20 protein-coding genes and 3 rRNA genes are annotated in these 24,895 nt (G+C 65.0%); 20 read left to right on the plus strand and 3 right to left on the minus strand.

The window, feature by feature from the left end; translation table 11 throughout:
- Window positions 1-179: 179 nt before the first annotated feature.
- From rho to HMPREF0591_RS14200, 16 genes are all read left to right on the plus strand, one after another.
- The gene (gene rho, locus HMPREF0591_RS14125) at window positions 180-2,027 is read left to right on the plus strand and encodes a transcription termination factor Rho (RefSeq protein WP_007169261.1); all 1,848 of its coding nucleotides are present in this window, start codon (window positions 180-182) and stop codon (window positions 2,025-2,027) included.
- Window positions 2,028-2,276: 249 nt separating this feature from the next.
- Window positions 2,277-2,513, plus strand: coding sequence for a 50S ribosomal protein L31 (gene rpmE / locus HMPREF0591_RS14130; RefSeq protein WP_007169262.1), 237 nt, complete (start codon window positions 2,277-2,279; stop codon window positions 2,511-2,513).
- Window positions 2,514-2,612: 99 nt separating this feature from the next.
- Complete coding sequence (prfA, locus tag HMPREF0591_RS14135; RefSeq protein WP_007169263.1) at window positions 2,613-3,686, plus strand: peptide chain release factor 1; 1,074 nt, start codon at window positions 2,613-2,615, stop codon at window positions 3,684-3,686.
- Window positions 3,683-4,531, plus strand: coding sequence for a peptide chain release factor N(5)-glutamine methyltransferase (prmC, locus tag HMPREF0591_RS14140; protein WP_007169264.1), 849 nt, complete (start codon window positions 3,683-3,685; stop codon window positions 4,529-4,531). The genes prfA and prmC overlap by 4 nt, the downstream gene beginning before the upstream one ends.
- A gap of 69 nt (window positions 4,532-4,600) precedes the next feature.
- Complete coding sequence (locus HMPREF0591_RS14145; RefSeq protein ID WP_040622842.1) at window positions 4,601-5,260, plus strand: L-threonylcarbamoyladenylate synthase; 660 nt, start codon at window positions 4,601-4,603, stop codon at window positions 5,258-5,260.
- Window positions 5,261-5,289: 29 nt separating this feature from the next.
- Window positions 5,290-6,507 (plus strand): glycosyltransferase family 4 protein, encoded by a 1,218-nt coding sequence (locus HMPREF0591_RS14150; protein WP_085981641.1) that lies wholly within the window; start codon window positions 5,290-5,292, stop codon window positions 6,505-6,507.
- Between the two features lie 218 nt (window positions 6,508-6,725).
- Window positions 6,726-7,226: an ATP synthase subunit I gene (locus tag HMPREF0591_RS14155; protein ID WP_007169267.1), complete on the plus strand. Its 501-nt coding sequence runs from the start codon at window positions 6,726-6,728 to the stop codon at window positions 7,224-7,226.
- On the plus strand, window positions 7,219-7,977 hold the full coding sequence (gene atpB / locus HMPREF0591_RS14160; protein WP_007169268.1) for a F0F1 ATP synthase subunit A: 759 nt from the start codon (window positions 7,219-7,221) through the stop codon (window positions 7,975-7,977). Before HMPREF0591_RS14155 ends, atpB begins: the two co-directional genes overlap by 8 nt.
- Window positions 7,978-8,061: 84 nt before the next feature.
- Complete coding sequence (locus HMPREF0591_RS14165; protein ID WP_024636915.1) at window positions 8,062-8,310, plus strand: F0F1 ATP synthase subunit C; 249 nt, start codon at window positions 8,062-8,064, stop codon at window positions 8,308-8,310.
- Between the two features lie 9 nt (window positions 8,311-8,319).
- Complete coding sequence (locus HMPREF0591_RS14170) at window positions 8,320-8,853, plus strand: F0F1 ATP synthase subunit B (RefSeq protein WP_040622537.1); 534 nt, start codon at window positions 8,320-8,322, stop codon at window positions 8,851-8,853.
- Between the two features lie 6 nt (window positions 8,854-8,859).
- A complete protein-coding gene (locus HMPREF0591_RS14175; RefSeq protein ID WP_007169270.1) occupies window positions 8,860-10,200 on the plus strand; it encodes a F0F1 ATP synthase subunit B/delta in 1,341 nt (446 codons plus the stop codon).
- A gap of 55 nt (window positions 10,201-10,255) precedes the next feature.
- Complete coding sequence (atpA, locus tag HMPREF0591_RS14180; RefSeq protein ID WP_007169271.1) at window positions 10,256-11,914, plus strand: F0F1 ATP synthase subunit alpha; 1,659 nt, start codon at window positions 10,256-10,258, stop codon at window positions 11,912-11,914.
- Between the two features lie 6 nt (window positions 11,915-11,920).
- On the plus strand, window positions 11,921-12,829 hold the full coding sequence (locus tag HMPREF0591_RS14185; protein WP_007169272.1) for a F0F1 ATP synthase subunit gamma: 909 nt from the start codon (window positions 11,921-11,923) through the stop codon (window positions 12,827-12,829).
- Between the two features lie 21 nt (window positions 12,830-12,850).
- Window positions 12,851-14,317, plus strand: a complete 1,467-nt coding sequence (gene atpD / locus HMPREF0591_RS14190) for a F0F1 ATP synthase subunit beta (RefSeq protein WP_007169273.1) — start codon at window positions 12,851-12,853, stop codon at window positions 14,315-14,317.
- Between the two features lie 34 nt (window positions 14,318-14,351).
- A complete protein-coding gene (locus tag HMPREF0591_RS14195) occupies window positions 14,352-14,717 on the plus strand; it encodes a F0F1 ATP synthase subunit epsilon (RefSeq protein ID WP_007169274.1) in 366 nt (121 codons plus the stop codon).
- A gap of 17 nt (window positions 14,718-14,734) precedes the next feature.
- Window positions 14,735-15,178 carry a DUF2550 domain-containing protein gene (locus HMPREF0591_RS14200; RefSeq protein ID WP_007169275.1) on the plus strand — a complete coding sequence of 148 codons (444 nt, stop codon included), beginning with the start codon at window positions 14,735-14,737 and terminating at the stop codon, window positions 15,176-15,178.
- A gap of 13 nt (window positions 15,179-15,191) precedes the next feature.
- Here HMPREF0591_RS14200 and HMPREF0591_RS14205 read toward each other — a convergent pair whose 3' ends face one another.
- Window positions 15,192-15,776 carry a cob(I)yrinic acid a,c-diamide adenosyltransferase gene (locus HMPREF0591_RS14205; protein WP_007169276.1) on the minus strand — a complete coding sequence of 195 codons (585 nt, stop codon included), beginning with the start codon at window positions 15,774-15,776 and terminating at the stop codon, window positions 15,192-15,194.
- Between the two features lie 139 nt (window positions 15,777-15,915).
- On the opposite strand from HMPREF0591_RS14205, the gene murA reads away from it, so the two are divergent.
- The 4 genes from murA (at window position 15,916) to rrf (ending at window position 22,647) form a co-directional block, all read left to right on the plus strand.
- Window positions 15,916-17,169, plus strand: a complete 1,254-nt coding sequence (murA, locus tag HMPREF0591_RS14210) for a UDP-N-acetylglucosamine 1-carboxyvinyltransferase (protein ID WP_007169277.1) — start codon at window positions 15,916-15,918, stop codon at window positions 17,167-17,169.
- Window positions 17,170-17,540: 371 nt separating this feature from the next.
- Window positions 17,541-19,059, plus strand: a 16S ribosomal RNA gene (locus tag HMPREF0591_RS14215).
- Window positions 19,060-19,342: 283 nt separating this feature from the next.
- A 23S ribosomal RNA gene (locus tag HMPREF0591_RS14220) occupies window positions 19,343-22,442 on the plus strand.
- Window positions 22,443-22,534: 92 nt separating this feature from the next.
- Window positions 22,535-22,647, plus strand: a 5S ribosomal RNA gene (gene rrf, locus HMPREF0591_RS14225).
- The 16S, 23S and 5S rRNA genes sit together here, the layout of an rRNA operon.
- A 57-nt stretch (window positions 22,648-22,704) precedes the next feature.
- Here the strand turns inward: rrf and HMPREF0591_RS14230 are convergent.
- Window positions 22,705-23,211 (minus strand): methylated-DNA--[protein]-cysteine S-methyltransferase, encoded by a 507-nt coding sequence (locus tag HMPREF0591_RS14230; protein WP_007169278.1) that lies wholly within the window; start codon window positions 23,209-23,211, stop codon window positions 22,705-22,707.
- On the minus strand, window positions 23,208-24,695 hold the full coding sequence (locus tag HMPREF0591_RS14235; protein ID WP_007169279.1) for a DNA-3-methyladenine glycosylase 2 family protein: 1,488 nt from the start codon (window positions 24,693-24,695) through the stop codon (window positions 23,208-23,210). The genes HMPREF0591_RS14230 and HMPREF0591_RS14235 overlap by 4 nt, the downstream gene beginning before the upstream one ends.
- Between the last annotated feature and the right edge of the window lie 200 nt (window positions 24,696-24,895).

The following is a 24,895-nucleotide window of genomic DNA, read 5'->3' on the forward strand; positions in this document are numbered from 1 at the left end:
CATCCATACTGCCTTGCCGCTAGGACAACACCAATTCTTCTCGTGGACGAGGTTCGCCGCTTACTCCGCCGATTAAGGCGATCACCGTTGCAGAGTCGATATTTGGGTGCACTCGGCGATTTGGCTGAATGCAACGAACCCCCCGGATGACGTGATCAGCGGGGGAAGAAAGGAAATCCGTGACCGATACGGACCTGTTCACGGCTGACGCGAGCACCGACAGCAATGAGGTGTCGAACGCCGTGACCCCAGACACATCCGACGTCAAAACCAATGCCCGGGTTGGCTCTCTGTCCACCATGGTGCTTCCCGAACTGCGCGCGCTGGCTAACGAAGTCGGCGTCAAGGGGACGTCGGGCATGCGCAAGAACGAACTCATCGCCGCCATAAAGGAAATCAGGGGACAGTCCAACGGGACTTCGGCCCCCGCCGAGCCCGAGGGCGGCGGCAAGACCGACACCGCCGGTGCCGAAAAAGCCGAAACGCCGGCCGCCGAGGGCGAGCACCAGAACGGTTCGACCACCACCGAGGCGCCCCGTCGTGAACGACGCAGCGCCTCCCGCGAGCCCGGATCGGCGCGCGGCGGTGACGAGACGGACGGCGAGCGCTCACGCGACCGGGAGGGCGCGGCGACCCGCGAGGACGACACCCGCCAGGGGGGCAAGCGCGACAACCAGGGCGGCGGGCGCGGCCAAGATGGCGGCAGCGACCAGAGCGGCGACCAGCAGGGCTCGGGCGGCCAGCAGTCGCGTGGCGGCTCGAACCAACAGGACGACGACGGCGAGGGCCGTGGAGGCAGGCGTGGGCGCCGCTTCCGTGACCGCAGGCGCCGCGGCGAGCGGTCCGGCGACGGGGGCGACACCGAACTCCGCGAGGACGACGTGGTGCAGCCGGTCGCCGGCATCCTTGACGTCCTCGACAATTACGCGTTCGTCCGTACGTCCGGTTACCTGGCCGGTCCGCATGACGTCTACGTGTCGATGAACATGGTGCGCAAGAACGGCCTGCGCCGCGGGGACGCGGTGACCGGCGCGGTCCGCGTGCCGAAGGACGGCGAACAGCCCAACCAGCGTCAGAAGTTCAACCCGCTGGTCCGCCTGGACAGCGTCAACGGCGGCCCGGTCGAGGACGCGAAGAAGCGGCCCGATTTCTCCAAGCTGACGCCGCTCTACCCCAACCAGCGGCTCCGGCTGGAAACCACCCCCGACCGGCTGACCACCCGGGTCATCGACCTGATCATGCCGATCGGTAAGGGCCAGCGCGCGCTGATCGTGTCGCCGCCCAAGGCCGGTAAGACGACGATCCTGCAGGACATCGCCAACGCGATCACTCGCAACAACCCGGAATGCCACCTCATGGTCGTGCTCGTCGACGAGCGGCCCGAGGAGGTCACCGACATGACGCGCTCCGTCAAGGGCGAGGTCATCGCCTCGACCTTCGACCGGCCGCCGTCGGACCACACGTCGGTCGCCGAGCTGGCCATCGAGCGCGCCAAGCGGCTCGTCGAGCAGGGCAAGGACGTCGTGGTGCTGCTCGACTCGATCACCCGCCTGGGCCGCGCCTACAACAACGCCTCACCGGCGTCGGGCCGGATCCTCTCCGGTGGTGTCGACTCCACCGCGCTGTATCCGCCCAAGCGGTTCCTGGGTGCCGCGCGAAACATCGAGGAAGGCGGGTCGCTGACGATCATCGCCACCGCGATGGTCGAGACCGGATCCACCGGTGACACGGTCATCTTCGAGGAGTTCAAGGGCACCGGTAACGCCGAGCTCAAGCTGGACCGCAAGATCTCCGAACGGCGGGTCTTCCCGGCGGTCGACGTGAACCCCTCGGGCACCCGCAAGGACGAGCTGCTGCTCTCGCCGGACGAGTTCGCGATCGTGCACAAGCTGCGCCGCGTGCTGTCGGGTCTGGACTCCCACCAGGCCATCGACCTGCTGATGAGCCAGCTGCGCAAGACGAAGAACAACTACGAGTTCCTGGTTCAGGTGTCCAAGACGACGCCGGGATCGATGGACAACGACTAGCCGACGGCAGGCAGGTCGGCCACGACACATAAACCATGCACACGACACGCCGGCCGAACCCGCCGTGGTTTATGTCTCGCGGTAACCCCGGCCCAACCGCCGCCCTCCCCGGCCCCGGGAATGCCAAGGCGCACCTCGGTGTTTTGGGGAGATAGCGGTTGACCTGGCATAATCGACGCTCGACTATCCCCGAACCGGCTCAGGTTCGCCAGGCGCGGGGATCGCGGGCAAACGACGGAAGAGGACAGCATGAAAACTGACATTCACCCGGCCTACGGGGAGACCACCGTGCACTGTGGGTGCGGAAACACCTTCACCACCCGCAGCACCAAGCCCGGCGGCAACATCGTCGTGGAAGTGTGCTCGCAGTGCCACCCGTTCTACACCGGCAAGCAGAAGATTCTCGACAGCGGCGGCCGGGTGGCCCGGTTCGAGAAGCGTTACGGCAAGCGCAAAGGTGCCGCGGCGGACAACACCGACAAGTAGCTGCGTTGCCGACGCCCGAACTGTGCGAGAGCACAGGCCGGGCGTCGGTTTGCGTTTGCGGCAATGAGACTCGGGGACCAGCGGGGTAGGAGGTGACACATGACGCAGCCGGTGCAGACGATTGACGTGCTGCTGGCCGAGCACGCCGAGCTCGAGCAACGGCTGGCGGACCCCGACCTACACAGCAATCCCGCCGAGGCGCGCAAAGCCGGCCGCCGGTTCGCCCGCCTGGCCCCGATCGTCGCCACCTATCGCAAGCTCGAGTCGGCACGCGGAGACCTCGAGACCGCGCGGGAGCTGGCCGCCGACGACGAATCGTTCGCCGACGAGGTGACCGAGCTTGCAGCGCGGGTGGCCGAACTGGACACCCAATTGACCGACATGCTGGCGCCGCGCGACCCGCATGACGCCGACGACATCGTGCTCGAAGTCAAATCCGGTGAGGGCGGCGAGGAGTCGGCCTTGTTCGCGGCCGACCTGGCCAGGATGTACATCCGCTACGCCGAGCGGCACGGCTGGAACGTCACCGTCCTGGACGAGACCACGTCGGACCTCGGTGGCTACAAGGACGCGACGCTGTCCATCGCCAGCAAGGGCGACTCCGCCGACGGGGTGTGGTCCCGGATGAAGTTCGAGGGTGGGGTACACCGTGTGCAGCGCGTCCCGGTGACCGAATCCCAGGGCCGGGTGCACACTTCGGCGGCGGGTGTGCTCGTTTATCCCGAACCCGAGGAGGTGGGCGAGGTGCACATCGACGAGTCGGATCTGCGCATCGACGTCTACCGATCGTCCGGCAAGGGCGGACAGGGTGTGAACACCACCGACTCGGCGGTGCGGATCACGCACCTGCCCACGGGGATCGTGGTCACCTGCCAGAACGAGCGTTCACAGCTGCAGAACAAGGCGCGTGCGCTGCAGGTATTGGCCGCCCGCCTGCAGGCAATGGCCGAAGAACAGGCGCTGGCCGATGCGTCCGCGGACCGGGCCAGCCAGATCCGGACCGTGGACCGCAGCGAACGCATTCGCACCTACAACTTTCCGGAGAACCGGATCACCGACCACCGGATCGGTTACAAGGCACACAATCTCGATCAAGTGCTCGACGGCGACCTCGACGCGATGTTCGACGCGCTCGGTGCCGCCGACAAGCAAGCCCGGTTGCAACAGGCATGACCCTCCTACGGCGCGCGATCGACTCCGCTGCGGCGACGCTCGCCGAGGCGGGGATCGACTCCGCGCGCTGGGACGCCGAAGAGCTGGCCGCGCACGTGACCGGGACCGAGCGCGGGCGGCTCACCCTGCTCGAGTCGCCCGGTGAGGATTTCCTCGACCGGTACCGTGACGTCGTCGCCGCGCGGTCCCGGCGGGTGCCGTTGCAGCATCTCACCGGCACGGCCGCATTCGGACCGGTGAGTCTGCACGTCGGCCCCGGCGTTTTCGTCCCCCGCCCGGAGACCGAAGCGCTGTTGGCGTGGGTGACCGCGCAGCCCCTCCCGGCGCGGCCCGTCATCGTCGACCTGTGTACCGGCTCCGGTGCGCTGGCCGTGGCTCTGGCCCACGAATACCCCGCCGCGCGAATCGTCGCCATCGATGTGTCGGCGTCGGCCCTCGGGTACGCGCGGCGCAACGCGGCGGGCACCGCCGTCGAACTCGTGCAGGCCGACGTCGCCGAACCCGGGCTGCTGGCCGAACTGGACGGTGGCGTCGACGCGGTGGTGGCCAACCCGCCCTATGTCCCCGACGCGGCCGTCGTGGAAACCGAAGTCGCCCAGCATGATCCACGCCGCGCGGTGTTCGGTGGACCGGACGGGATGGCCGTGATCGCGCCCGTCGTCGAGCTGGCCGCACGCTGGCTGCGCCCGGGTGGCGTGTTCGCCGTCGAACACGACGACACCACGGCCGCTCGGACGGTCGAAATGGTCACGGGCGCGGGGTGTTTCGACGACGTCGAGGCGCGCCTCGACCTGACCGGCCGGCCCAGATTCGTGACCGCCCGCAAAAAGGGCGGCACCAAGTGACTCGCGTCGCGACGATGCAGAGGGGGTACCGCCCGCTTGCGGGGGACGTAGCGATGAGGAGTGGCGCAGATGACTGAGGTCTTCGACTGCGCCGACCCCGGGCAGCGTTCGCGCGGGATCGCCGCGGCGGCAGGAGCGCTCAAGGGCGGCCGGCTGGTCGTCATGCCGACCGACACCGTCTACGGCATCGGCGCCGACGCGTTCAACAGCGCCGCGGTGACCGCGCTGCTGTCGGCGAAGGGGCGGGGCCGGGACATGCCGGTCGGCGTGCTGGTCGGCTCCTGGCACACCATTGAGGGCCTGGTGTACACCATGCCGGGCGGGGCCCGCGACCTGATCCGCGCGTTCTGGCCCGGCGCGTTGAGTCTCGTGGTGACACAGGCGCCGTCGCTGCAATGGGACCTCGGCGACGCGCGCGGCACGGTGATGCTGCGGATGCCGCTGCACCCGGTGGCCATCGAACTGCTGCGCGAAGTGGGGCCCATGGCGGTATCCAGCGCGAACGTCTCCGGCCGCCCGGCCGCGGTGGATGCCGCCGAGGCGCGAGACCAACTCGGCGAGCTCGTCGACGTCTATCTCGACGCGGGAACGGCCCAGCAGCAGGCCGCTTCCACGATCGTCGACCTGACCGGCCCCGCCCCGCGCATCCTGCGGCCCGGGCCGGTGAGCGCCGAACGGATCGCCGAGGTGCTCGGCGTCGACGCCGAAAGCCTGACCGCCCAGGGCTAACCGGCGCGGGTTCCCTGGTTGCCAGGTTGGTGCAGTACGGTCTCGACGTGTCCAGCGCCCCGGTCAGCCTCGCCAGCGGTTTGCTCGCCCTGGCCGACCGCGGTGCCGGTGTCCCGCTGCGCGAGCTCGCGCTCGTCGGGCTGACCGCCGCCATCATCACCTACTTCGCGACGGGGCCGGTGCGGGTGCTGGCCACCCGGCTGGGCGCGGTGGCCTATCCGCGGGAGCGCGACGTCCACGTGACCCCGACTCCGCGCATGGGCGGGCTGGCGATGTTTCTCGGCGTCGTCTCGGCGGTCTTCCTGGCGTCCCAGCTCCCGGCGCTCACGCGCGGGTTCGTCTACTCGACCGGCATGCCCGCTGTGCTGGTGGCCGGCGCGGTGATCATGGGCATCGGCCTCATCGACGATCGGTGGGGGCTCGACGCCCTGACGAAATTCGCCGGGCAGATCACCGCGGCCAGCGTGCTGGTCACCATGGGCGTGGCCTGGAGCGTCCTCTACATCCCGATCGGCGGCGTCGGCACCATCGTGCTCGATCAGGCCTCGTCGATCCTGCTCACCCTGGCGCTGACCGTGTCCATCGTCAACGCGATGAACTTCGTCGACGGGCTCGACGGCCTGGCCGCCGGGCTCGGGCTGATCACCGCACTGGCGATCTGCATGTTCTCGGTCGGCCTGCTGCGCGACCACGGCGGCGACGTCCTCTTCTATCCGCCCGCCGTGATCTCCGTGGTGCTCGCCGGGGCCTGCCTGGGCTTCCTGCCGCACAACTTCCACCGCGCCAAGATCTTCATGGGCGACTCCGGCTCGATGCTGATCGGCCTGATGCTCGCCGCGGCGTCCACCACGGCCGCCGGCCCCGTCTCGCAGAACGCCTACGGTGCGCGCGACGTGTTCGCGCTGTTATCGCCGTTCCTGCTGGTGGTGGCGGTCATGTTCGTGCCGATGCTGGATTTGCTGCTGGCGATCGTGCGCCGCACCCGCGCCGGCCGCAGCGCGTTCAGCCCCGACAAGATGCACCTGCACCACCGGTTGCTGCAGATCGGTCATTCGCACCGCCGCGTGGTTTTGCTGATCTACCTGTGGGTGGGCATCGTCGCGTTCGGCGCCGCCAGCACCATCTTCTTCAATCCCCGCGACACCGCCGCGGTGATGCTCGGCGCCATCGTGGTCGCCGGCGTCGCGACCGCGATCCCCCTCATGCGCCGCCGCGACGAGTACGACGACGAGGACTACGACAGCTAGTAGTAGTGGTGTCGCCGGTGTGGTACGGTGCAGGTAGAACCCCAAAAAGCCGCACAGATTGCCGGTCCGTCGGACGCAGATCCGATCGGGTCGGCGGGGGACTCGCGTCGGGAGATACCCCTTGGGCGATTCCGCTGTGACGTGCGATACGCTCGGCGGGCCACCGATCAGTCGGTCGGGGGATTCCCGCTCCACCAACTTGGGATTGAGGTGCTGCAGTGACGACACCAGCGCAGGACGCGCCGTTGGTGTTTCCCTCTGTTGCGTTCCGCCCAGTCCGCCTGTTCGTCGTCAGCATTGCCGTGACTGCGGTGGCAGTCGCCGTCGCCGGCTGGGCCGGTCACCTGATGGTCGGGGTGTTCTTCGGCGTCGGGTTGCTGCTCGGTTTGCTCAACGCGCTTCTCGTGCGTCGTTCGGTCGCGTCGATCACCGCCAAAGAGCACCCGATGAAGAGCTCGATGGCGCTGAATTCCGCCACCCGGCTGGCCATCATCACGGTGGTCGGGCTGATCATCGCCTACATCTTCCGGCCCTCCGGGCTGGGCGTCGTGTTCGGATTGGCCCTCTTCCAGATCTTGCTGGTGGCATCGACGGCGCTCCCGGTGTGGAAGAAGCTGCGCGCCGGTGACTGGGCGGAGGCCCACCCCTCGGACGGTTCCGCGGGCGGCGTGATCGCGGGATCCGAAGGAACGGAAGGAAGAAACGGCAGCGATGACTGAGACGACGTTCCTGGCCGAATCCGCGATCGAGGTCGGCGAACACCACCACGCCACCTGGCTTGGGATGACCGTCAACACGGACACGATCCTGTCCACCGGGATCGCCGCCGTGATCGTGCTCGCCCTGGCGTTTTTCCTGCGCGCGAAGATCACCTCCACCGGCGTCCCCAGCGGCGTCCAGTTGTTCTGGGAAGCCATCACCGTCCAGATGCGCGATCAGATCGAGGGTGCGATCGGGATGCGGATAGCGCCGTTCGTGTTGCCGCTGGCCGTCACCATCTTCGTGTTCATCCTGATCTCCAACTGGCTGTCGGTGCTGCCGCTGCAATACACCGATAAATCCGGGCACACCACCGAGCTGCTGAAATCGGCTGCGGCGGACATCAATTACGTCCTGGCGCTGGCCCTGTTCGTGTTCGTCTGCTATCACGTGGCCGGCATCTGGCGCCGCGGGATCGTCGGCCATCCGCTCGCCGTCCTCAAGGGCCACGTGGCGTTCCTGGCGCCGATCAACCTCGTCGAAGAGCTCGCGAAGCCGATTTCGTTGTCGCTCCGACTTTTCGGCAACATCTTCGCCGGCGGCATCCTGGTCGCGCTGATCGCGCTCTTCCCGCCGTACATCATGTGGGCGCCCAACGCGATCTGGAAGGCCTTCGACCTGTTCGTCGGGGCGATCCAGGCCTTCATCTTCGCGATCCTGACCATCCTCTACTTCAGTCAAGCGATGGAGATCGAGGAACACCATGACTGAGGCCATCGTGGATTACTTTGTCCCACACACCATTACAGAGGCCTGGTAGACCGCTACCAGCTATCAAGGAGGATAAGAATGGCTCTGGACCCCCAAGTCGCCGCCGCTGCACTCATCGGCGGTGGACTCATCATGGGCGGTGGCGCGATCGGCGCCGGTATCGGTGACGGTATTGCCGGTAACGCGCTGGTCTCCGGCATCGCCCGGCAGCCCGAGGCGCAAGGGCGGCTGTTCACGCCGTTCTTCATCACCGTCGGTCTGGTCGAGGCGGCCTACTTCATCAACCTGGCGTTCATGGCGCTGTTCGTCTTCGCCACACCCGTCGGCACCTAACTCGTCGTGATGGGTGACGCGAGCCTGAACGTTCTGGCATCCGGCCAGGTGGTGGCGGAGGGAGGCAACAACTTCCTCGTCCCCAACGGCACCTTCTTCTTCGTGCTGGCGATCTTTTTGATCGTGCTGGCCGTCATCGGCACGTTTGTCGTGCCGCCGGTCATGCGGGTGTTGCGCGAGCGTGACGCCATGGTCGCCAAGACGGCTGCCGACAACAAGAAGGCCGCCGAGCAGTTCGACGCCGCCAAGGCCGACTACGAAGAAGCCCTGACGGAGGCCCGGGTTCAGGCGTCGTCGCTGCGCGACAACGCCCGCGCCGAAGGCCGTAAGGTGGTCGAAGACGCGCGCGCCCGTGCCGAGCAACAGGTGATGTCGACGTTGCAAATGGCCTCCGAGCAACTGAAGCGGGAGAGAGACGCCGTGGAACTGGATCTGCGCGCCAACGTGGCGGCCATGTCGGCGACGCTGGCCAGCCGGATCCTCGGGGTCGAGGTGGCGCCGGCCACCGCTGCCACGTCCGCAACCGGGAAATCTGGACGGTAATCGCGCATGTCGACTTTCATCGGGCAGTTGATCGGTTTCGCGGCCATCGTGTTCCTGGTCGTGCGGTACGTCGTGCCGCCGGTGCGTCGTCTGATGACCGCTCGTCAAGAAACCGTGCGCCAACAGTTGAAAGACTCTGCGGCCGCGGCAGATCGGTTGAGCGAGTCGACGACCGCCCACAGCAAGGCGGTCGAATCCGCCAAGACGGAAGCCGAAAGGCTCGTCGAAGAGGCCCAGACCGACGCGGGCCGGATCACCGAACAGTTCCGGACCCAGGCCGAAGTCGAGGCCGAGCGCATGACCACACAGGGTGGCCGCCAGGTCGACCTGCTGCGCACCCAGTTGAGCCGACAGCTGCGCCTCGAACTCGGTCACGAGGCGGTGCGCCAGGCGGGCGAGTTGGTGCGTAACTACGTCGCCGACCCGGGGCAGCAGTCCGCCACCGTGGACCGGTTCCTGGACGATCTCGAAGCGATGGCCCCGGCGCCATCCGAGGTCCAGTATCCGCTTCTGACGAAGATGCGCTCCGCCAGCCGCCGGGCGGTCGTCAGCCTGGTGGAGCGGTTCGGTGACATCGCCAAAGACCTTGACAACAAGACGCTTTCCGCCGTGTCGAGCGAGCTCGTCTCGGTAGCCGAAATGCTGGACCGCGAGATCGTCGTCACCCGCTATCTGACGGTGCCCGCCGAGGACGCGACGCCGCGGGTCCGGTTGATCGAGCGGCTGGTCTCCGGCAAGGTCGCCGACGCCACGCTCGACGTCCTGCGATTGGCCGTGTCGGAGCGTTGGTCGGCCAACTCCGATTTGTCGGCCGCCATCGAGCACATTTCGCGACAGGCGCTGCTCGAGGTCGCCGAGCGGGAGAACAAGGTCGACGACGTCGAAGACCAGTTGTTCCGGTTCTCTCGGATCTTGGACACACAGCCACGGCTCGCCATCCTGTTGGGTGACTACGCGGTGCCCGTGGAGGGCCGGATCAACCTGCTGCGCAAGGTGCTTGACAGCGCAACCGGCAGTGTCGACCCGATTGTGATGTCGCTGCTGACGCAGACCGTCCGGCTGCTCAGGGGCGAGTCGGCCGAGGAGGCGATCCAGTTCTTGGTGGAGGTTGCGGTCGCGCGCCGGGGTGAGATCGTCGCGCAGGTCGCCGCCGCGGCCGATCTCAGCGACGCCCAGCGGTCTCGCCTCACCGAGGTGCTCGGCCGGATCTATGGGCATCCGGTGACGGTGCAGCTGCAGATTTCCCAGGAGCTGCTGGGCGGCTTGCTCATCTCCGTGGCCGACGAAGTGATTGACGGGACACTCGCTTCTCGCCTCGCCGCCGCCCAGGCGCAATTGCCCGACTGACACCAACCACTCACAACCACACGCGAACCAAGATCAAGTAGGAAGACGAAAAGCCATGGCCGAGTTGACAATCTCCGCTGATGACATCCAGAGCGCCATCGAGGAGTATGTGGGCTCTTTCACCTCCGACACCTCGCGCGAAGAGGTCGGTACCGTCGTCGAGGCGGGGGACGGCATCGCGCACGTCGAAGGCTTGCCCTCCGTCATGACTCAGGAGCTGCTGGAGTTTCCGGGTGGGGTCCTCGGTGTCGCGCTGAACCTCGACGAGCACAGCGTCGGCGCGGTGATCCTGGGTGACTTCGAGAAAATCGAAGAGGGCCAACAGGTCAAGCGCACCGGAGAGGTGCTGTCCGTCCCCGTCGGCGACGCATTCCTCGGGCGCGTGGTCGACCCCCTCGGCCACCCCATCGACGGTCGGGGCGACATCGACACCGACATCCGGCGCGCGCTGGAGATCCAGGCGCCGTCCGTGGTGCAACGGCAAAGCGTGAGCGAGCCGCTGCAGACCGGCATCAAGGCCATCGACGCGATGACCCCGATCGGTCGCGGACAGCGGCAGCTGATCATCGGCGACCGCAAGACCGGAAAGACCGCCGTCTGCGTGGACACCATCCTCAACCAGCGGGGGAACTGGGAGAGCGGCGACGAGAAGAAGCAGGTCCGCTGCGTCTACGTCGCGATCGGGCAGAAGGGCACCACGATCGCGTCGGTGCGACGGGCGCTCGAAGAGGGCGGCGCGATGGACTACACCACCATCGTGGCGGCCCCGGCATCCGACTCCGCCGGGTTCAAATGGCTTGCGCCGTACACCGGTTCGGCGATCGCCCAGCACTGGATGTACGACGGCAAGCACGTGCTGATCGTGTTCGACGACCTGAGCAAGCAGGCCGAGGCGTACCGCGCGATCTCGCTGCTGCTGCGCCGCCCGCCGGGCCGCGAGGCGTACCCCGGTGACGTGTTCTACCTGCACTCGCGGCTGTTGGAGCGCTGCGCGAAGCTCTCCGACGAACTCGGGGGCGGTTCGCTGACGGGCCTGCCGATCATCGAGACGAAGGCCAACGACATCTCGGCCTACATCCCGACCAACGTCATCTCGATCACCGACGGCCAGTGCTTCCTGGAGTCCGACCTGTTCAACCAGGGTGTGCGGCCGGCCATCAACGTCGGTGTGTCGGTGTCCCGCGTGGGCGGTGCGGCGCAGATCAAGGCCATGAAAGAGGTGGCCGGCTCGCTGCGGCTGGACCTGTCGCAGTACCGCGAACTCGAGTCGTTCGCCGCCTTCGCTTCGGACCTGGACGCGACGTCCAAGGCACAGCTGGAGCGCGGTGAGCGGCTGGTCGAACTGCTCAAGCAGCCGCAGTACCAGCCCATGCCGGTCGAGGAGCAGGTGGTTTCGATCTTCCTCGGCACGGGCGGCCACCTGGACTCCGTGCCGGTCGAGGACGTGCGGCGCTTCGAGACCGAGTTGCTGGACCACATGCGGGCGTCGGAGGAGAAGTTCCTGGCCGGCATCCGCGACAGCGGAAAGCTCCCCGAAGAGGCCGAGAACCAGCTGGTCGAGATCATCAAGAACTTCAAGAAGGGGTTCGCGGCCACGGGCGGCGGCTCGGTGGTGCCCGACGAGCACGTCGAGGCCATGGACGAGGAGGATCTCGCGAAGGAGTCGGTCCAGGTCAAGAAGGAAAAGCCGAAGCAAAAGAAGGACAAGAAGTAGCTAACAATGGCTGCCACACTTCGCGAACTACGCGGCCGGATCCGGTCGGCAGGGTCGATCAAGAAGATCACCAAGGCCCAGGAGATGATCGCCACATCGCGCATCGGCAAGGCGCAGGCCCGGCTGGAAGCCGCCCGGCCCTACGCGTTCCAGATCACCGCGATGCTGACCACTTTGTCGTCGGAGGCCGCCCTGGATCACCCGCTGCTGGTCGAACGGGAAGAGCCCAAGCGGGCCGGTGTCCTGGTGGTGTCCTCCGACCGCGGGTTGTGCGGGGCCTACAACTCCAGCATCTTCCGCCGCTCCGAGGAGCTGTTCTCCCTGCTGAGGGAGGAAGGCAAGACGCCGGTCGTGTACACCGTGGGCCGTAAGGCGCTGAACTACTTCAAGTTCCGCAACTGGGACATCACCGAGTCGTGGACGGGCTTCTCGGAGCAGCCCAGCTACGAAAACGCCGCGGAGATCGCCTCGACCCTGGTCGAAACGTTCATGAAAGGCGCGGGCGACGACGAGTCACAGGACGACCAGGGCGTCGACGAACTGCACATCGTCTACTCGGAGTTCAAGTCGATGATGTCGCAGGCGGCGGTGGCCCACCGCATCGCTCCGCTGGTCGTGGAATATGTCGAGGAGACCGAGGAACTCCATACGCTGTATTCGTTCGAGCCGGACGCGACAACGCTTTTCGAGTCGCTGCTGCCCCGGTACGTGACCACCCGCGTCTACGCCGCGCTGCTGGAATCTGCGGCGTCGGAGCTCGCCTCGCGCCAGCGGGCGATGAAGTCGGCAACCGACAACGCGGACGACCTGATCAAAGAACTGACGCTGATGGCGAACCGCGAGCGGCAGGCTCAGATCACCCAAGAGATCAGCGAAATCGTCGGCGGTGCAAACGCACTCGCCGACGCCAAGTAGCACACGAGGAAGAAAGAAATTATGCCTGCTACTACTGAAACGTCACAGAAGGCCGACAAGTCCACCAACTCCGAGACCAGCGGCCGCGTGGTACGCATCACCGGCCCGGTGGTGGACGTCGAGTTCCCGCGCGGATCGGTGCCGGAGCTGTTCAACGCGCTCAACGCCGAGATCACATTCGAGGAGCTCAAGAAGACCCTCACGCTGGAGGTCGCACAGCACTTGGGCGACAACCTGGTTCGCACCATTTCGTTGCAGCCGACCGACGGTCTGGTCCGCGGCGTCGAGGTGATCGACAGCGGCAAGCCGATCTCGGTGCCGGTCGGGCAAGAGGTCAAGGGCCACGTGTTCAACGCGCTGGGCGACTGCCTGGACAAGCCCGGGTACGGCGAGGACTTCGAGCACTGGTCGATCCACCGCAAGCCCCCGGCCTTCGAAGAGCTCGAGCCGCGCACCGAGATGCTCGAGACCGGGCTGAAGGTCGTCGACCTGCTCACCCCGTACGTGCGTGGCGGCAAGATCGCGCTGTTCGGCGGTGCCGGCGTGGGCAAGACGGTGCTGATCCAGGAGATGATCAACCGTATCGCCCGAAACTTCGGTGGTACTTCGGTTTTCGCGGGCGTGGGCGAGCGCACCCGTGAGGGCAACGACCTCTGGGTCGAGCTCAAGGAGGCCGACGTGCTCAAGGACACCGCGCTGGTGTTCGGCCAGATGGACGAGCCGCCCGGCACCCGTATGCGGGTCGCGCTGTCGGCGCTGACGATGGCGGAGTGGTTCCGCGACGAAGCCGGCCAGGACGTGCTGTTGTTCATCGACAACATCTTCCGGTTCACCCAGGCGGGTTCGGAGGTGTCGACGCTGCTCGGCCGTATGCCCTCGGCCGTGGGTTACCAGCCCACGCTGGCCGACGAGATGGGCGAGCTGCAGGAACGCATCACCTCGACGCGTGGCCGCTCGATCACGTCGATGCAGGCGGTCTACGTGCCCGCCGACGACTACACCGACCCCGCGCCGGCAACGACCTTCGCGCACCTGGACGCCACCACCGAGCTGTCGCGTTCGGTGTTCTCCAAGGGCATCTTCCCCGCGGTGGACCCGCTGGCGTCCAGCTCGACCATCCTGGACCCGAGCGTCGTCGGCGACGAACACTACCGGGTGGCGCAGGAAGTGATCCGAATCCTGCAGCGGTACAAGGACCTTCAGGACATCATCGCCATCCTCGGTATCGACGAGCTGTCGGAAGAGGACAAGCAGCTCGTGCAGCGCGCGCGGCGCATCGAGCGATTCCTTTCGCAGAACATGATGGCGGCCGAGCAGTTCACCGGTCAGCCGGGCTCGACGGTGCCGCTGAAGGAGACCATCGAGGCGTTCGACCGCCTGACCAAGGGCGACTTCGACCACGTACCGGAACAGGCCTTCTTCCTGATCGGTGGCCTCGACGACTTGGCCAAGAAGGCCGAGACCTTCGGCGCCAAGCTGGATTCCTGAGGACTGAGTCAACGGCTGTGAAGGGCACTGTGGCATGGCGGAATTGAACGTTGAGATCGTCGCCGTCGATCGAAAGATCTGGTCGGGTGAGGCGACGTTTTTGTTCACCCGCACCACCGTCGGCGAGATCGGTATCCTGCCGCGGCACATCCCGTTGGTAGCGCAGTTGGTCGACGACGCCATGGTGCGCGTCGAACGCGAGGGCGACGACGACTTGCGGGTCGCCATCGAGGGCGGTTTCCTGTCGGTCACCGAGGAGACGGTGACCGTACTGGCCGAGTCCGCCGCTTTCGAGTCCGAGATCGACGAGAGCGCCGCCAGGGAGGATTCGGAGTCCGACGACCCCCGGATTGCGGCGCGGGGGCGCGGTAGGTTGCGCGCCGTCGGCGCGATCGACTAACCGCCCGGGACAAGGCGATGAGCGCGCCCATGACAGGCATGGTCGTGCTCGTCGTCGTCCTGGCGGGCGCGGTCGTCGCGCTGAGCTACCGGTTGTGGAAGCTGCGCCAGGGCGGCACCGCGGGGATCATGCGAGACATTCCCGCGGTCGGGGGCCACGGCTGGCGTCACGGTGTGATTCGCTACCGCGGGGGCGAGGCCGCGTTCTACCGGCTGTCCAGCCTGCGTCTGTGGCCGGACCGCCGGCTCAGCCGCAGGGGAGTGGAGATCGTCGCCCGGCGGGCACCCCGCGGGGACGAGTTCGACATCATGACCGACGAGATCGTCGTGGTGGAGCTGCGCGACACGACGCAGGACCGCAGGACCGGTTACGAGATCGCGCTGGACAAGGGCGCTTTGACGGCGTTTCTGTCCTGGCTGGAATCCCGCCCCTCACCGCGCGCACGTCGGCGCAGCGTCTAGGCCTCGCCGCGGGTCAATCCGCGCTCGGCGCGCCACCCCCAGGTTTCCACAGCACGTCGCCCTCGGGATTGGCCGCGCGCGCCAGGATGAAGAGCAGGTCGGAGAGGCGGTTCAGGTATTTGGCCGGCAGGACGTTGACCTGCCCCGGGGCGGCGTCGATCGCCCCCCACGCCGAGCGTTCGGCCCGACGGACGATCGTGCGGGCGACGTGCAGCAGCGCCGACAGCGGCGAACCGCCCGGCAGCACAAAGGAATTCAGCGCCGGCAGGTGCTCGTTATATTTGTCACACCAGACCTCGAGCCGATCGACGTAGGGCTGGGTCACGCGCAGGGGCGGATATTCGGGGTTTTCCACCACCGGAGTCGAGAGGTCCGCTCCGGCGTCGAACAGGTCGTTCTGGATCTGCCGCAGCACCCCGGCTAATTCCTCGTCGGGTTGACCCAGGGCGATCGCCACGCCGATCGCCGAGTTGGCCTCATCGCAATCGGCGTAGGCGACCAGGCGGGGGTCGTTCTTGGAGACCCGCGAGAAGTCGCTCAATCCCGTCGTGCCGTCGTCACCGGTTCGGGTATAGATGCGGGTCAGGTGTATTGCCATGCCCCAAACGGTACTGCGGCCCGCTCGACGGCCGGGCGTCGGCCGACCGCTCGTCTCGCCCCCTCGCTCCGCGTCGCCGGGCGCATGGTCCGAGCCTGGCTGACTGACAAGCCGATACCGCTTCACTAGACTGACGCGGGTGGCTGAGCGATTCCTGGTGACCGGCGGCAACCGGTTGTCCGGCGAAGTCGCGGTGGGGGGCGCCAAGAACAGCGTGCTCAAGCTGATGGCCGCGGCACTGCTGGCCGAAGGCACCAGCACCATCACCAACTGCCCCGACATCCTCGATGTGCCGCTGATGGCGGAGGTGCTGCGCGGCCTGGGGGCCACCGTCGAACTCGACGGCGACGTCGCCCGCATCACCTCCCCCGACGAGCCCAAGTACGACGCCGACTTCGCGGCGGTGCGACAGTTCCGGGCGTCGGTGTGCGTGCTCGGGCCATTGGTCGGCCGGTGCAAGCGGGCCCGGGTGGCACTGCCGGGCGGTGACGCGATCGGGTCCCGTCCCCTCGACATGCATCAGGCGGGCCTGCGCCAGCTCGGCGCGCAGTGCAACATCGAGCACGGCTGCGTCGTCGCAGAGGCCGACACACTGCGCGGCGCGGAGATCCAGCTGGAATTTCCGTCGGTGGGGGCCACCGAAAACATCTTGATGGCCGCGGTCTTGGCCGAGGGCGTCACCACGATCCACAATGCGGCGCGCGAGCCCGACGTCGTGGACCTGTGCACCATGTTGAACCAGATGGGTGCGCGGGTCGAGGGTGCGGGTTCGCCGACCATGACCATCACCGGTGTGCCGCGGCTGTACCCGACCGAGCACCGTGTCATCGGGGATCGCATCGTGGCCGCCACGTGGGGCATCGCCGCGGCGATGACGCGCGGCGACATCTCGGTGACCGGCGTCGACCCGGCACACCTGCAGGTGGTGCTGCACAAGCTGCACGACGCCGGCGCGACGGTCACCCAAACCGACAACAGCTTCCGGATCACCCAGTACGAGCGCCCCAAGGCCGTCAACGTCGCCACGCTGCCGTTCCCCGGTTTCCCGACCGACCTGCAGCCGATGGCCATCGCCTTGGCGTCGATCGCCGACGGCACGTCGATGATCACGGAAAACGTCTTCGAGGCGCGCTTCCGTTTCGTCGAAGAGATGATTCGGTTGGGCGCCGACGCCCGTACCGACGGCCACCACGCCGTCGTGCGGGGCCTGCCTCAATTGTCGAGCGCCCCGGTGTGGTGTTCGGACATCCGGGCCGGCGCCGGCCTGGTGTTGGCGGGCCTCGTCGCCGACGGCGACACGGAGGTTCACGACGTCTTCCACATCGATCGCGGCTATCCGTTGTTCGTGGAAAACCTGGCGATTTTGGGAGCGGAGATCGAGCGGGTAGAGTAACCAAAGTCAGTGCCCCACAGGGGCGGTCGCCACACCAGGCGGCCGACACCCCGGGCGCTTGACTCCCTCGCTGGATTGGTACTAGCCTGGCACGGCTGCTCCCGAAACGGTCTTTGGAAGACCAAAACTGGGAGTTGACTCCTCTGCCGGATCTGTATTAAGCTGGCAGGGTTGCCCCAAAACGGGCGAAACAAGTGTTGTTTGAGAACTCAATAGTGTGTTTGGTCTTTATTATTTGTTGTTGTTTTTTTGGCCATACCTAGCACTCCCCGTGTGTGGGTATGGCAATCTTTGATGCCAGTTATTTGGTGTCTTTTTGTTAGGTCAGATTTTCTCTGATTTGAAATTCACCTCGTTCTGCGAGGAGATTTTGTTTGGAGAGTTTGATCCTGGCTCAGGACGAACGCTGGCGGCGTGCTTAACACATGCAAGTCGAACGGAAAGGTCTCTTCGGAGATACTCGAGTGGCGAACGGGTGAGTAACACGTGGGCAATCTGCCCTGCACTTCGGGATAAGCCTGGGAAACTGGGTCTAATACCGGATAGGACCACTTGGCGCATGCCTTGTGGTGGAAAGCTTTTGCGGTGTGGGATGGGCCCGCGGCCTATCAGCTAGTTGGTGGGGTGATGGCCTACCAAGGCGACGACGGGTAGCCGGCCTGAGAGGGTGTCCGGCCACACTGGGACTGAGATACGGCCCAGACTCCTACGGGAGGCAGCAGTGGGGAATATTGCACAATGGGCGCAAGCCTGATGCAGCGACGCCGCGTGGGGGATGACGGCCTTCGGGTTGTAAACCTCTTTCAGCAGGGACGAAGCGCAAGTGACGGTACCTGCAGAAGAAGCACCGGCCAACTACGTGCCAGCAGCCGCGGTAATACGTAGGGTGCGAGCGTTGTCCGGAATTACTGGGCGTAAAGAGCTCGTAGGTGGTTTGTCGCGTTGTTCGTGAAAACCGGGGGCTTAACCCTCGGCGTGCGGGCGATACGGGCAGACTAGAGTACTGCAGGGGAGACTGGAATTCCTGGTGTAGCGGTGGAATGCGCAGATATCAGGAGGAACACCGGTGGCGAAGGCGGGTCTCTGGGCAGTAACTGACGCTGAGGAGCGAAAGCGTGGGGAGCGAACAGGATTAGATACCCTGGTAGTCCACGCCGTAAACGGTGGGTACTAGGTGTGGGTTTCCTTCCTTGGGATCCGTGCCGTAGCTAACGCATTAAGTACCCCGCCTGGGGAGTACGGCCGCAAGGCTAAAACTCAAAGGAATTGACGGGGGCCCGCACAAGCGGCGGAGCATGTGGATTAATTCGATGCAACGCGAAGAACCTTACCTGGGTTTGACATGCACAGGACGCGTCTAGAGATAGGCGTTCCCTTGTGGCCTGTGTGCAGGTGGTGCATGGCTGTCGTCAGCTCGTGTCGTGAGATGTTGGGTTAAGTCCCGCAACGAGCGCAACCCTTGTCTCATGTTGCCAGCGGGTAATGCCGGGGACTCGTGAGAGACTGCCGGGGTCAACTCGGAGGAAGGTGGGGATGACGTCAAGTCATCATGCCCCTTATGTCCAGGGCTTCACACATGCTACAATGGCCGGTACAAAGGGCTGCGATGCCGCAAGGTTAAGCGAATCCTTTTAAAGCCGGTCTCAGTTCGGATCGGGGTCTGCAACTCGACCCCGTGAAGTCGGAGTCGCTAGTAATCGCAGATCAGCAACGCTGCGGTGAATACGTTCCCGGGCCTTGTACACACCGCCCGTCACGTCATGAAAGTCGGTAACACCCGAAGCCAGTGGCCTAACCCTTGGGAGGGAGCTGTCGAAGGTGGGATCGGCGATTGGGACGAAGTCGTAACAAGGTAGCCGTACCGGAAGGTGCGGCTGGATCACCTCCTTTCTAAGGAGCACCACGAAAAGCACCCCAACTGGTGGGGTGCGAGCCGTGAGGGGTTCTCGCCTGTAGTGGGCGGGAGCCGGGTGCGCAACAGCAAATGATTGCCAGACACACTATTGGGCCCTGAGACAACACTCGGCTCGTTCTGAGTGGTGTCCCTCCATCTTGGTGGTGGGGTGTGGTGTTTGAGTATTGGATAGTGGTTGCGAGCATCTAAACGGATGCGTTGCCGGCAACGGTGGCGTGTTCGTTGAAATGTGTAATTTCTTCTTTGGTTTTTGTGTGTAAGTAAGTGTTTAAGGGCGCATGGTGGATGCCTTGGCATCGAGAGCCGATGAAGGACGTGGGAGGCTGCGATATGCCTCGGGGAGCTGTCAACCGAGCATTGATCCGAGGATTTCCGAATGGGGAAACCCAGCACGAGTGATGTCGTGTTACCCGCATCTGAATATATAGGGTGCGGGAGGTAACGCGGGGAAGTGAAACATCTCAGTACCCGTAGGAGAAGAAAACAATTGTGATTCCGTTAGTAGTGGCGAGCGAACGCGGAACAGGCTAAACCGCATGCATGGATAACCGGGTAGGGGTTGTGTGTGCGGGGTTGTGGGATTGATATGTCTCAGCTCTACCTGGCTGAGGGGTAGTCAGAAAGTGTCGTGGTTAGCGGAAGTGGCCTGGGACGGCCCGCCGTAGACGGTGAAAGCCCGGTACGCGAAAACCCGGCACCTACCTTGTATCAACACCCGAGTAGCAGCGGGCCCGTGGAATCTGCTGTGAATCTGCCGGGACCACCCGGTAAGCCTAAATACTTCTCGATGACCGATAGCGGATTAGTACCGTGAGGGAATGGTGAAAAGTACCCCGGGAGGGGAGTGAAAGAGTACCTGAAACCGTGTGCCTACAATCCGTCAGAGCCTCCTTGTGGGGTGATGGCGTGCCTTTTGAAGAATGAGCCTGCGAGTCAGGGACACGTCGCGAGGTTAACCCGTGCGGGGTAGCCGCAGCGAAAGCGAGTCTGAATAGGGCGCATCCCCTTTGGGGTGTAGTGGCGTGTTCTGGACCCGAAGCGGAGTGATCTACCCATGGCCAGGGTGAAGCGCGGGTAAGACCGCGTGGAGGCCCGAACCCACTTAGGTTGAAGACTGAGGGGATGAGCTGTGGGTAGGGGTGAAAGGCCAATCAAACTCCGTGATAGCTGGTTCTCCCCGAAATGCATTTAGGTGCAGCGTTACGTGTTTCACCACGGAGGTAGAGCTACTGGATGGCCGATGGGCCCTACTAGGTTACTGACGTCAGCCAAACTCCGAATGCCGTGGTGTATAGCGTGGCAGTGAGACGGCGGGGGATAAGCTCCGTGCGTCGAGAGGGAAACAGCCCAGATCGCCGGCTAAGGCCCCTAAGCGTGTGCTAAGTGGAAAAGGATGTGCAGTCGCAGAGACAACCAGGAGGTTGGCTTAGAAGCAGCCACCCTTGAAAGAGTGCGTAATAGCTCACTGGTCAAGTGATTGTGCGCCGATAATGTAGCGGGGCTCAAGCACACCGCCGAAGCCGCGGCAACCGCAAGGTTGGGTAGGGGAGCGTCCCCCATGCAGCGAAGCTACCGGGTAACCGGTGGTGGAGTTTGGGGGAGTGAGAATGCAGGCATGAGTAGCGATAAGGCAAGTGAGAACCTTGCCCGCCGTAAGACCAAGGGTTCCTGGGCCAGGCCAGTCCGCCCAGGGTGAGTCGGGACCTAAGGCGAGGCCGACAGGCGTAGTCGATGGACAACGGGTTGATATTCCCGTACCCGTGTGTGCGCGTCCCTGATGAATCAGCGGTACTAACCACCCAAAACCGGATCGACCATTCCCCTTCGGGGGCGTGGAGTTTCGGGGCTGCGTGGGACCTTCGCTGGTAGTAGTCAAGCGATGGGGTGACGCAGGAAGGTAGCCGTACCAGTCAGTGGTAATACTGGGGCAAGCCCGTAGGGAGAGCGATAGGTAAATCCGTCGCTCATTAATCCTGAGAGGTGATGCATAGCCGATTGAGGTGAATTCGGTGATCCTCTGCTGCCAAGAAAAGCCTCTAGCGAGCACACACACGGCCCGTACCCCAAACCAACACAGGTGGTCAGGTAGAGCATACCAAGGCGTACGAGATAACTATGGTTAAGGAACTCGGCAAAATGCCCCCGTAACTTCGGGAGAAGGGGGGCCGAAATATCGTGAACACCCTTGCGGTGGGAGCGGGATTCGGCCGCAGAAACCAGTGGGTAGCGACTGTTTACTAAAAACACAGGTCCGTGCGAAGTCGCAAGACGATGTATACGGACTGACGCCTGCCCGGTGCTGGAAGGTTAAGAGGACCCGTTAACCGTAAGGTGAAGCGGAGAATTTAAGCCCCAGTAAACGGCGGTGGTAACTATAACCATCCTAAGGTAGCGAAATTCCTTGTCGGGTAAGTTCCGACCTGCACGAATGGCGTAACGACTTCCCAACTGTCTCAACCATAGACTCGGCGAAATTGCACTACGAGTAAAGATGCTCGTTACGCGCGGCAGGACGAAAAGACCCCGGGACCTTCACTACAACTTGGTATTGGTGTTCGGTACGGTTTGTGTAGGATAGGTGGGAGACTGTGAAACCCCAACGCCAGTTGGGGCGGAGTCGTTGTTGAAATACCACTCTGATCGTATTGGACACCTAACGTCGAACCCTTATCGGGTTCACGGACAGTGCCTGGCGGGTAGTTTAACTGGGGCGGTTGCCTCCTAAAATGTAACGGAGGCGCCCAAAGGTTCCCTCAACCTGGACGGCAATCAGGTGTTGAGTGTAAGTGCACAAGGGAGCTTGACTGCGAGACTTACAAGTCAAGCAGGGACGAAAGTCGGGACTAGTGATCCGGCACCCCCGAGTGGAAGGGGTGTCGCTCAACGGATAAAAGGTACCCCGGGGATAACAGGCTGATCTTCCCCAAGAGTCCATATCGACGGGATGGTTTGGCACCTCGATGTCGGCTCGTCGCATCCTGGGGCTGGAGCAGGTCCCAAGGGTTGGGCTGTTCGCCCATTAAAGCGGCACGCGAGCTGGGTTTAGAACGTCGTGAGACAGTTCGGTCTCTATCCGCCGCGCGCGTCAGAAACTTGAGGAAACCTGTCCCTAGTACGAGAGGACCGGGACGGACGAACCTCTGGTATACCAGTTGTCCCACCAGGGGCACCGCTGGATAGCCACGTTCGGACAGGATAACCGCTGAAAGCATCTAAGCGGGAAACCTTCTCCAAGATCAGGTTTCTCACCCTTTTAGAGGGATAAGGCCCCCCGCAGACCACGGGTTTGATAGGCCAGACCTGGAAGCTCAGCAATGAGTGCAGGGAACTGGCACTAACCGGCCGAAAACTTACCAACACACAATCGCAACCACTCTTCAGTTCCGGTGACTATTCGTCGCTGGGAGCTTGAACACCACACCCCCCACCGAAACCAAATTTAAATAGAGTTACGGCGGCCACAGCGACAGGGAAACGCCCGGTCCCATTCCGAACCCGGAAGCTAAGCCTGTCAGCGCCGATGATACTGCCCTTCCGGGTGGAAAAGTAGGACACCGCCGAACATACACAAAAACGCCCCCGGCAACGGGGGTGTTTTTGCATTCAGCGGAGCCGGCGCATCACTGGTCAAACAATGTCAATGCCGCATTCGCCGATGCGCGTTTCCTTTCCAGCGCGAGAAGTGTCCGCTTTCGGTCGAGCCCGCCCCCGTAACCCGTGAGGCTGCCGTTGGCGCCGATGACGCGATGGCAGGGGACGACAATCGCAATGGGATTGTGCCCGTTGGCCAATCCCACGGCGCGCGCGGAACCGGCGGCGCCGATCTGTTCCGCGATTTCTCCGTACGACCTGGTCTCGCCGTACGGAATTGTCTGGAGTGCCCGCCAGACGCGCCGCTGGAATTCGGAGCCCCGCAGTTCGAATTCGAAGTCGAACTCGGTCAGTTCCCCCGCGAAATAGGCGCCAAGTTGCTCAGTCGCCGCATGGAATGCGGCCGGATTGAGCGTCCAGCCGGTGCGGCTCGGTTCGTAGGTCTGGTCGACCATCCGGAGCATGGTCAGCACCGAGTCCTGGCCGGCCAGGGTCAGCGGCCCGATCGGGCTGTCGATAGTGCGGTACTCGATCATGCGACCTCCTGTGGTGGCCATTGGTTAACCGGGTGCTCGAGGGTGGTCCATAGGTATTGGGTGGCGTAAGAACGCCATGGGCGCCAGCGGGTGGCGTGCCCGACGAGGGCCCGCTCATCGGTCGGCAGGCCCAGCCGCTTTGCGGCGAGGCGGGCGCCAAGATCGGTGGCGGGGAACGCATCCGGGTCGCCCAGGCCGCGCATCGCAATCACCTCCGCGGTCCAGGGCCCCACCCCGGGCAGGCCCAGCAACTGGCTGCGCGCGGCTTCCCAGTCGCTCCCGCTGTCGAGGACGATGCTGCCGTCGGCGAGGCCGGCGACCAGTGCGCTCAGGGTCCGTCGGCGGGCGTCCGGGACCGCCAAGTGGATGGGGTCGATCTCCGCGAGCTGCTCCACGGACGGGAAGGCGTGGGTCAGCCCGCCGTCGGGGTCGGCGATCGGCTGCCCGTAGGCCGCGACCAGGCGACCGGCGTGGGTGCCGGCCGCCTTGGTGGAGACCTGCTGGCCCAGCACGGCGCGCACGGCCAGCTCGGACTCGTCGACCGTGCGTGGGATGCGTTGTCCCCGAGCCTTTCCCACGACCGCACGCAGGCGCGGGTCGTCGGACAACGCGTCGTCAACCGCTTCGGGGTCCGCGTCGAGATCCAGCAGCCGTCGGCAACGGGCGATCGCCGTCGTCAGGTCGCGAAAGTCGTCGAGCACCAGCACGCAGCGGACATGATCGACGGCCGGGGTCAGGCTGACAACGGCGCCTCCGAACGGCAGGCGCAGGCTCCGTCGATACGCCCCGCCGCGGATCTCCTCGCAGGCGGGCACGGCGCCGGCGGCCAAGTGACCGAAGAGCCCCTCATAGGCGAACGGTGTACGCACCGGCAACCGGAGGCAGACCGTCCCCGCCGGCGCGCCGCCCGACGCGGACCTGACCGCCGCGCGCCGGCGCAGCTCCGTCGGCGTGTTCTCGAACACGAGGCGCACGGTGTCGTTGAACTGACGGATGCTGGAAAACCCCGATGCGAACGCAACGTCCCCGAACGGCAGGTCCGTGGTCTCGATGAGCACGCGGGCCGTCTGCGCCCGTTGCGCGCGGGCGAGCGCGAGGGGACCGGCCCCCACCTCCGCCTGCAACAGCCGCTCCAGCTGACGGGTGGTGTAACCGAGGTGGGCCGCCAGACCGCCGACTCCTTCGCGATCCACCGTGCCGTCGGCGATCAACCGCATCGTCCGCGCGACGACGTCGCCCCGCACGTTCCATTCCGGCGACCCGGGCGACGCGTCGGGACGGCACCGCTTGCATGCGCGGAATCCGGCCCGCTGGGCCGCGGCGGCCGTCGGGTAGAACCGCACGTTGCGGGCGAACGGCGGCCGCACCGGGCAGCTGGGCCTGCAATAGATGCGGGTGGTCAGCACCGCCGTGACGAACCAGCCGTCGAACCGGGCGTCCTTGGACTGGACGGCGCGGTAGCAGCGTTCGAAGTCGTCGTGCACGCTTCAAGACTTACACCCGCACTCCGACAAAACTGGCGGAAAAGCGACATCGCAGTGGGCGGCTCTGCGAGCTTGACCCCAACCGGCTGTCGGCGCGGGAGACCGGCTCCCGCGCCGACAACGCAATGTCGCGACCGGCCGGTCGGAGGTTACGGGCCGGGAGGGGTGCCCACGCAGACACCGCCGGCGCAGGCGCCCGC

This window comes from Mycobacterium parascrofulaceum ATCC BAA-614 (assembly GCF_000164135.1).
Taxonomy (GTDB): Bacteria; Actinomycetota; Actinomycetes; order Mycobacteriales; family Mycobacteriaceae; genus Mycobacterium; species Mycobacterium parascrofulaceum.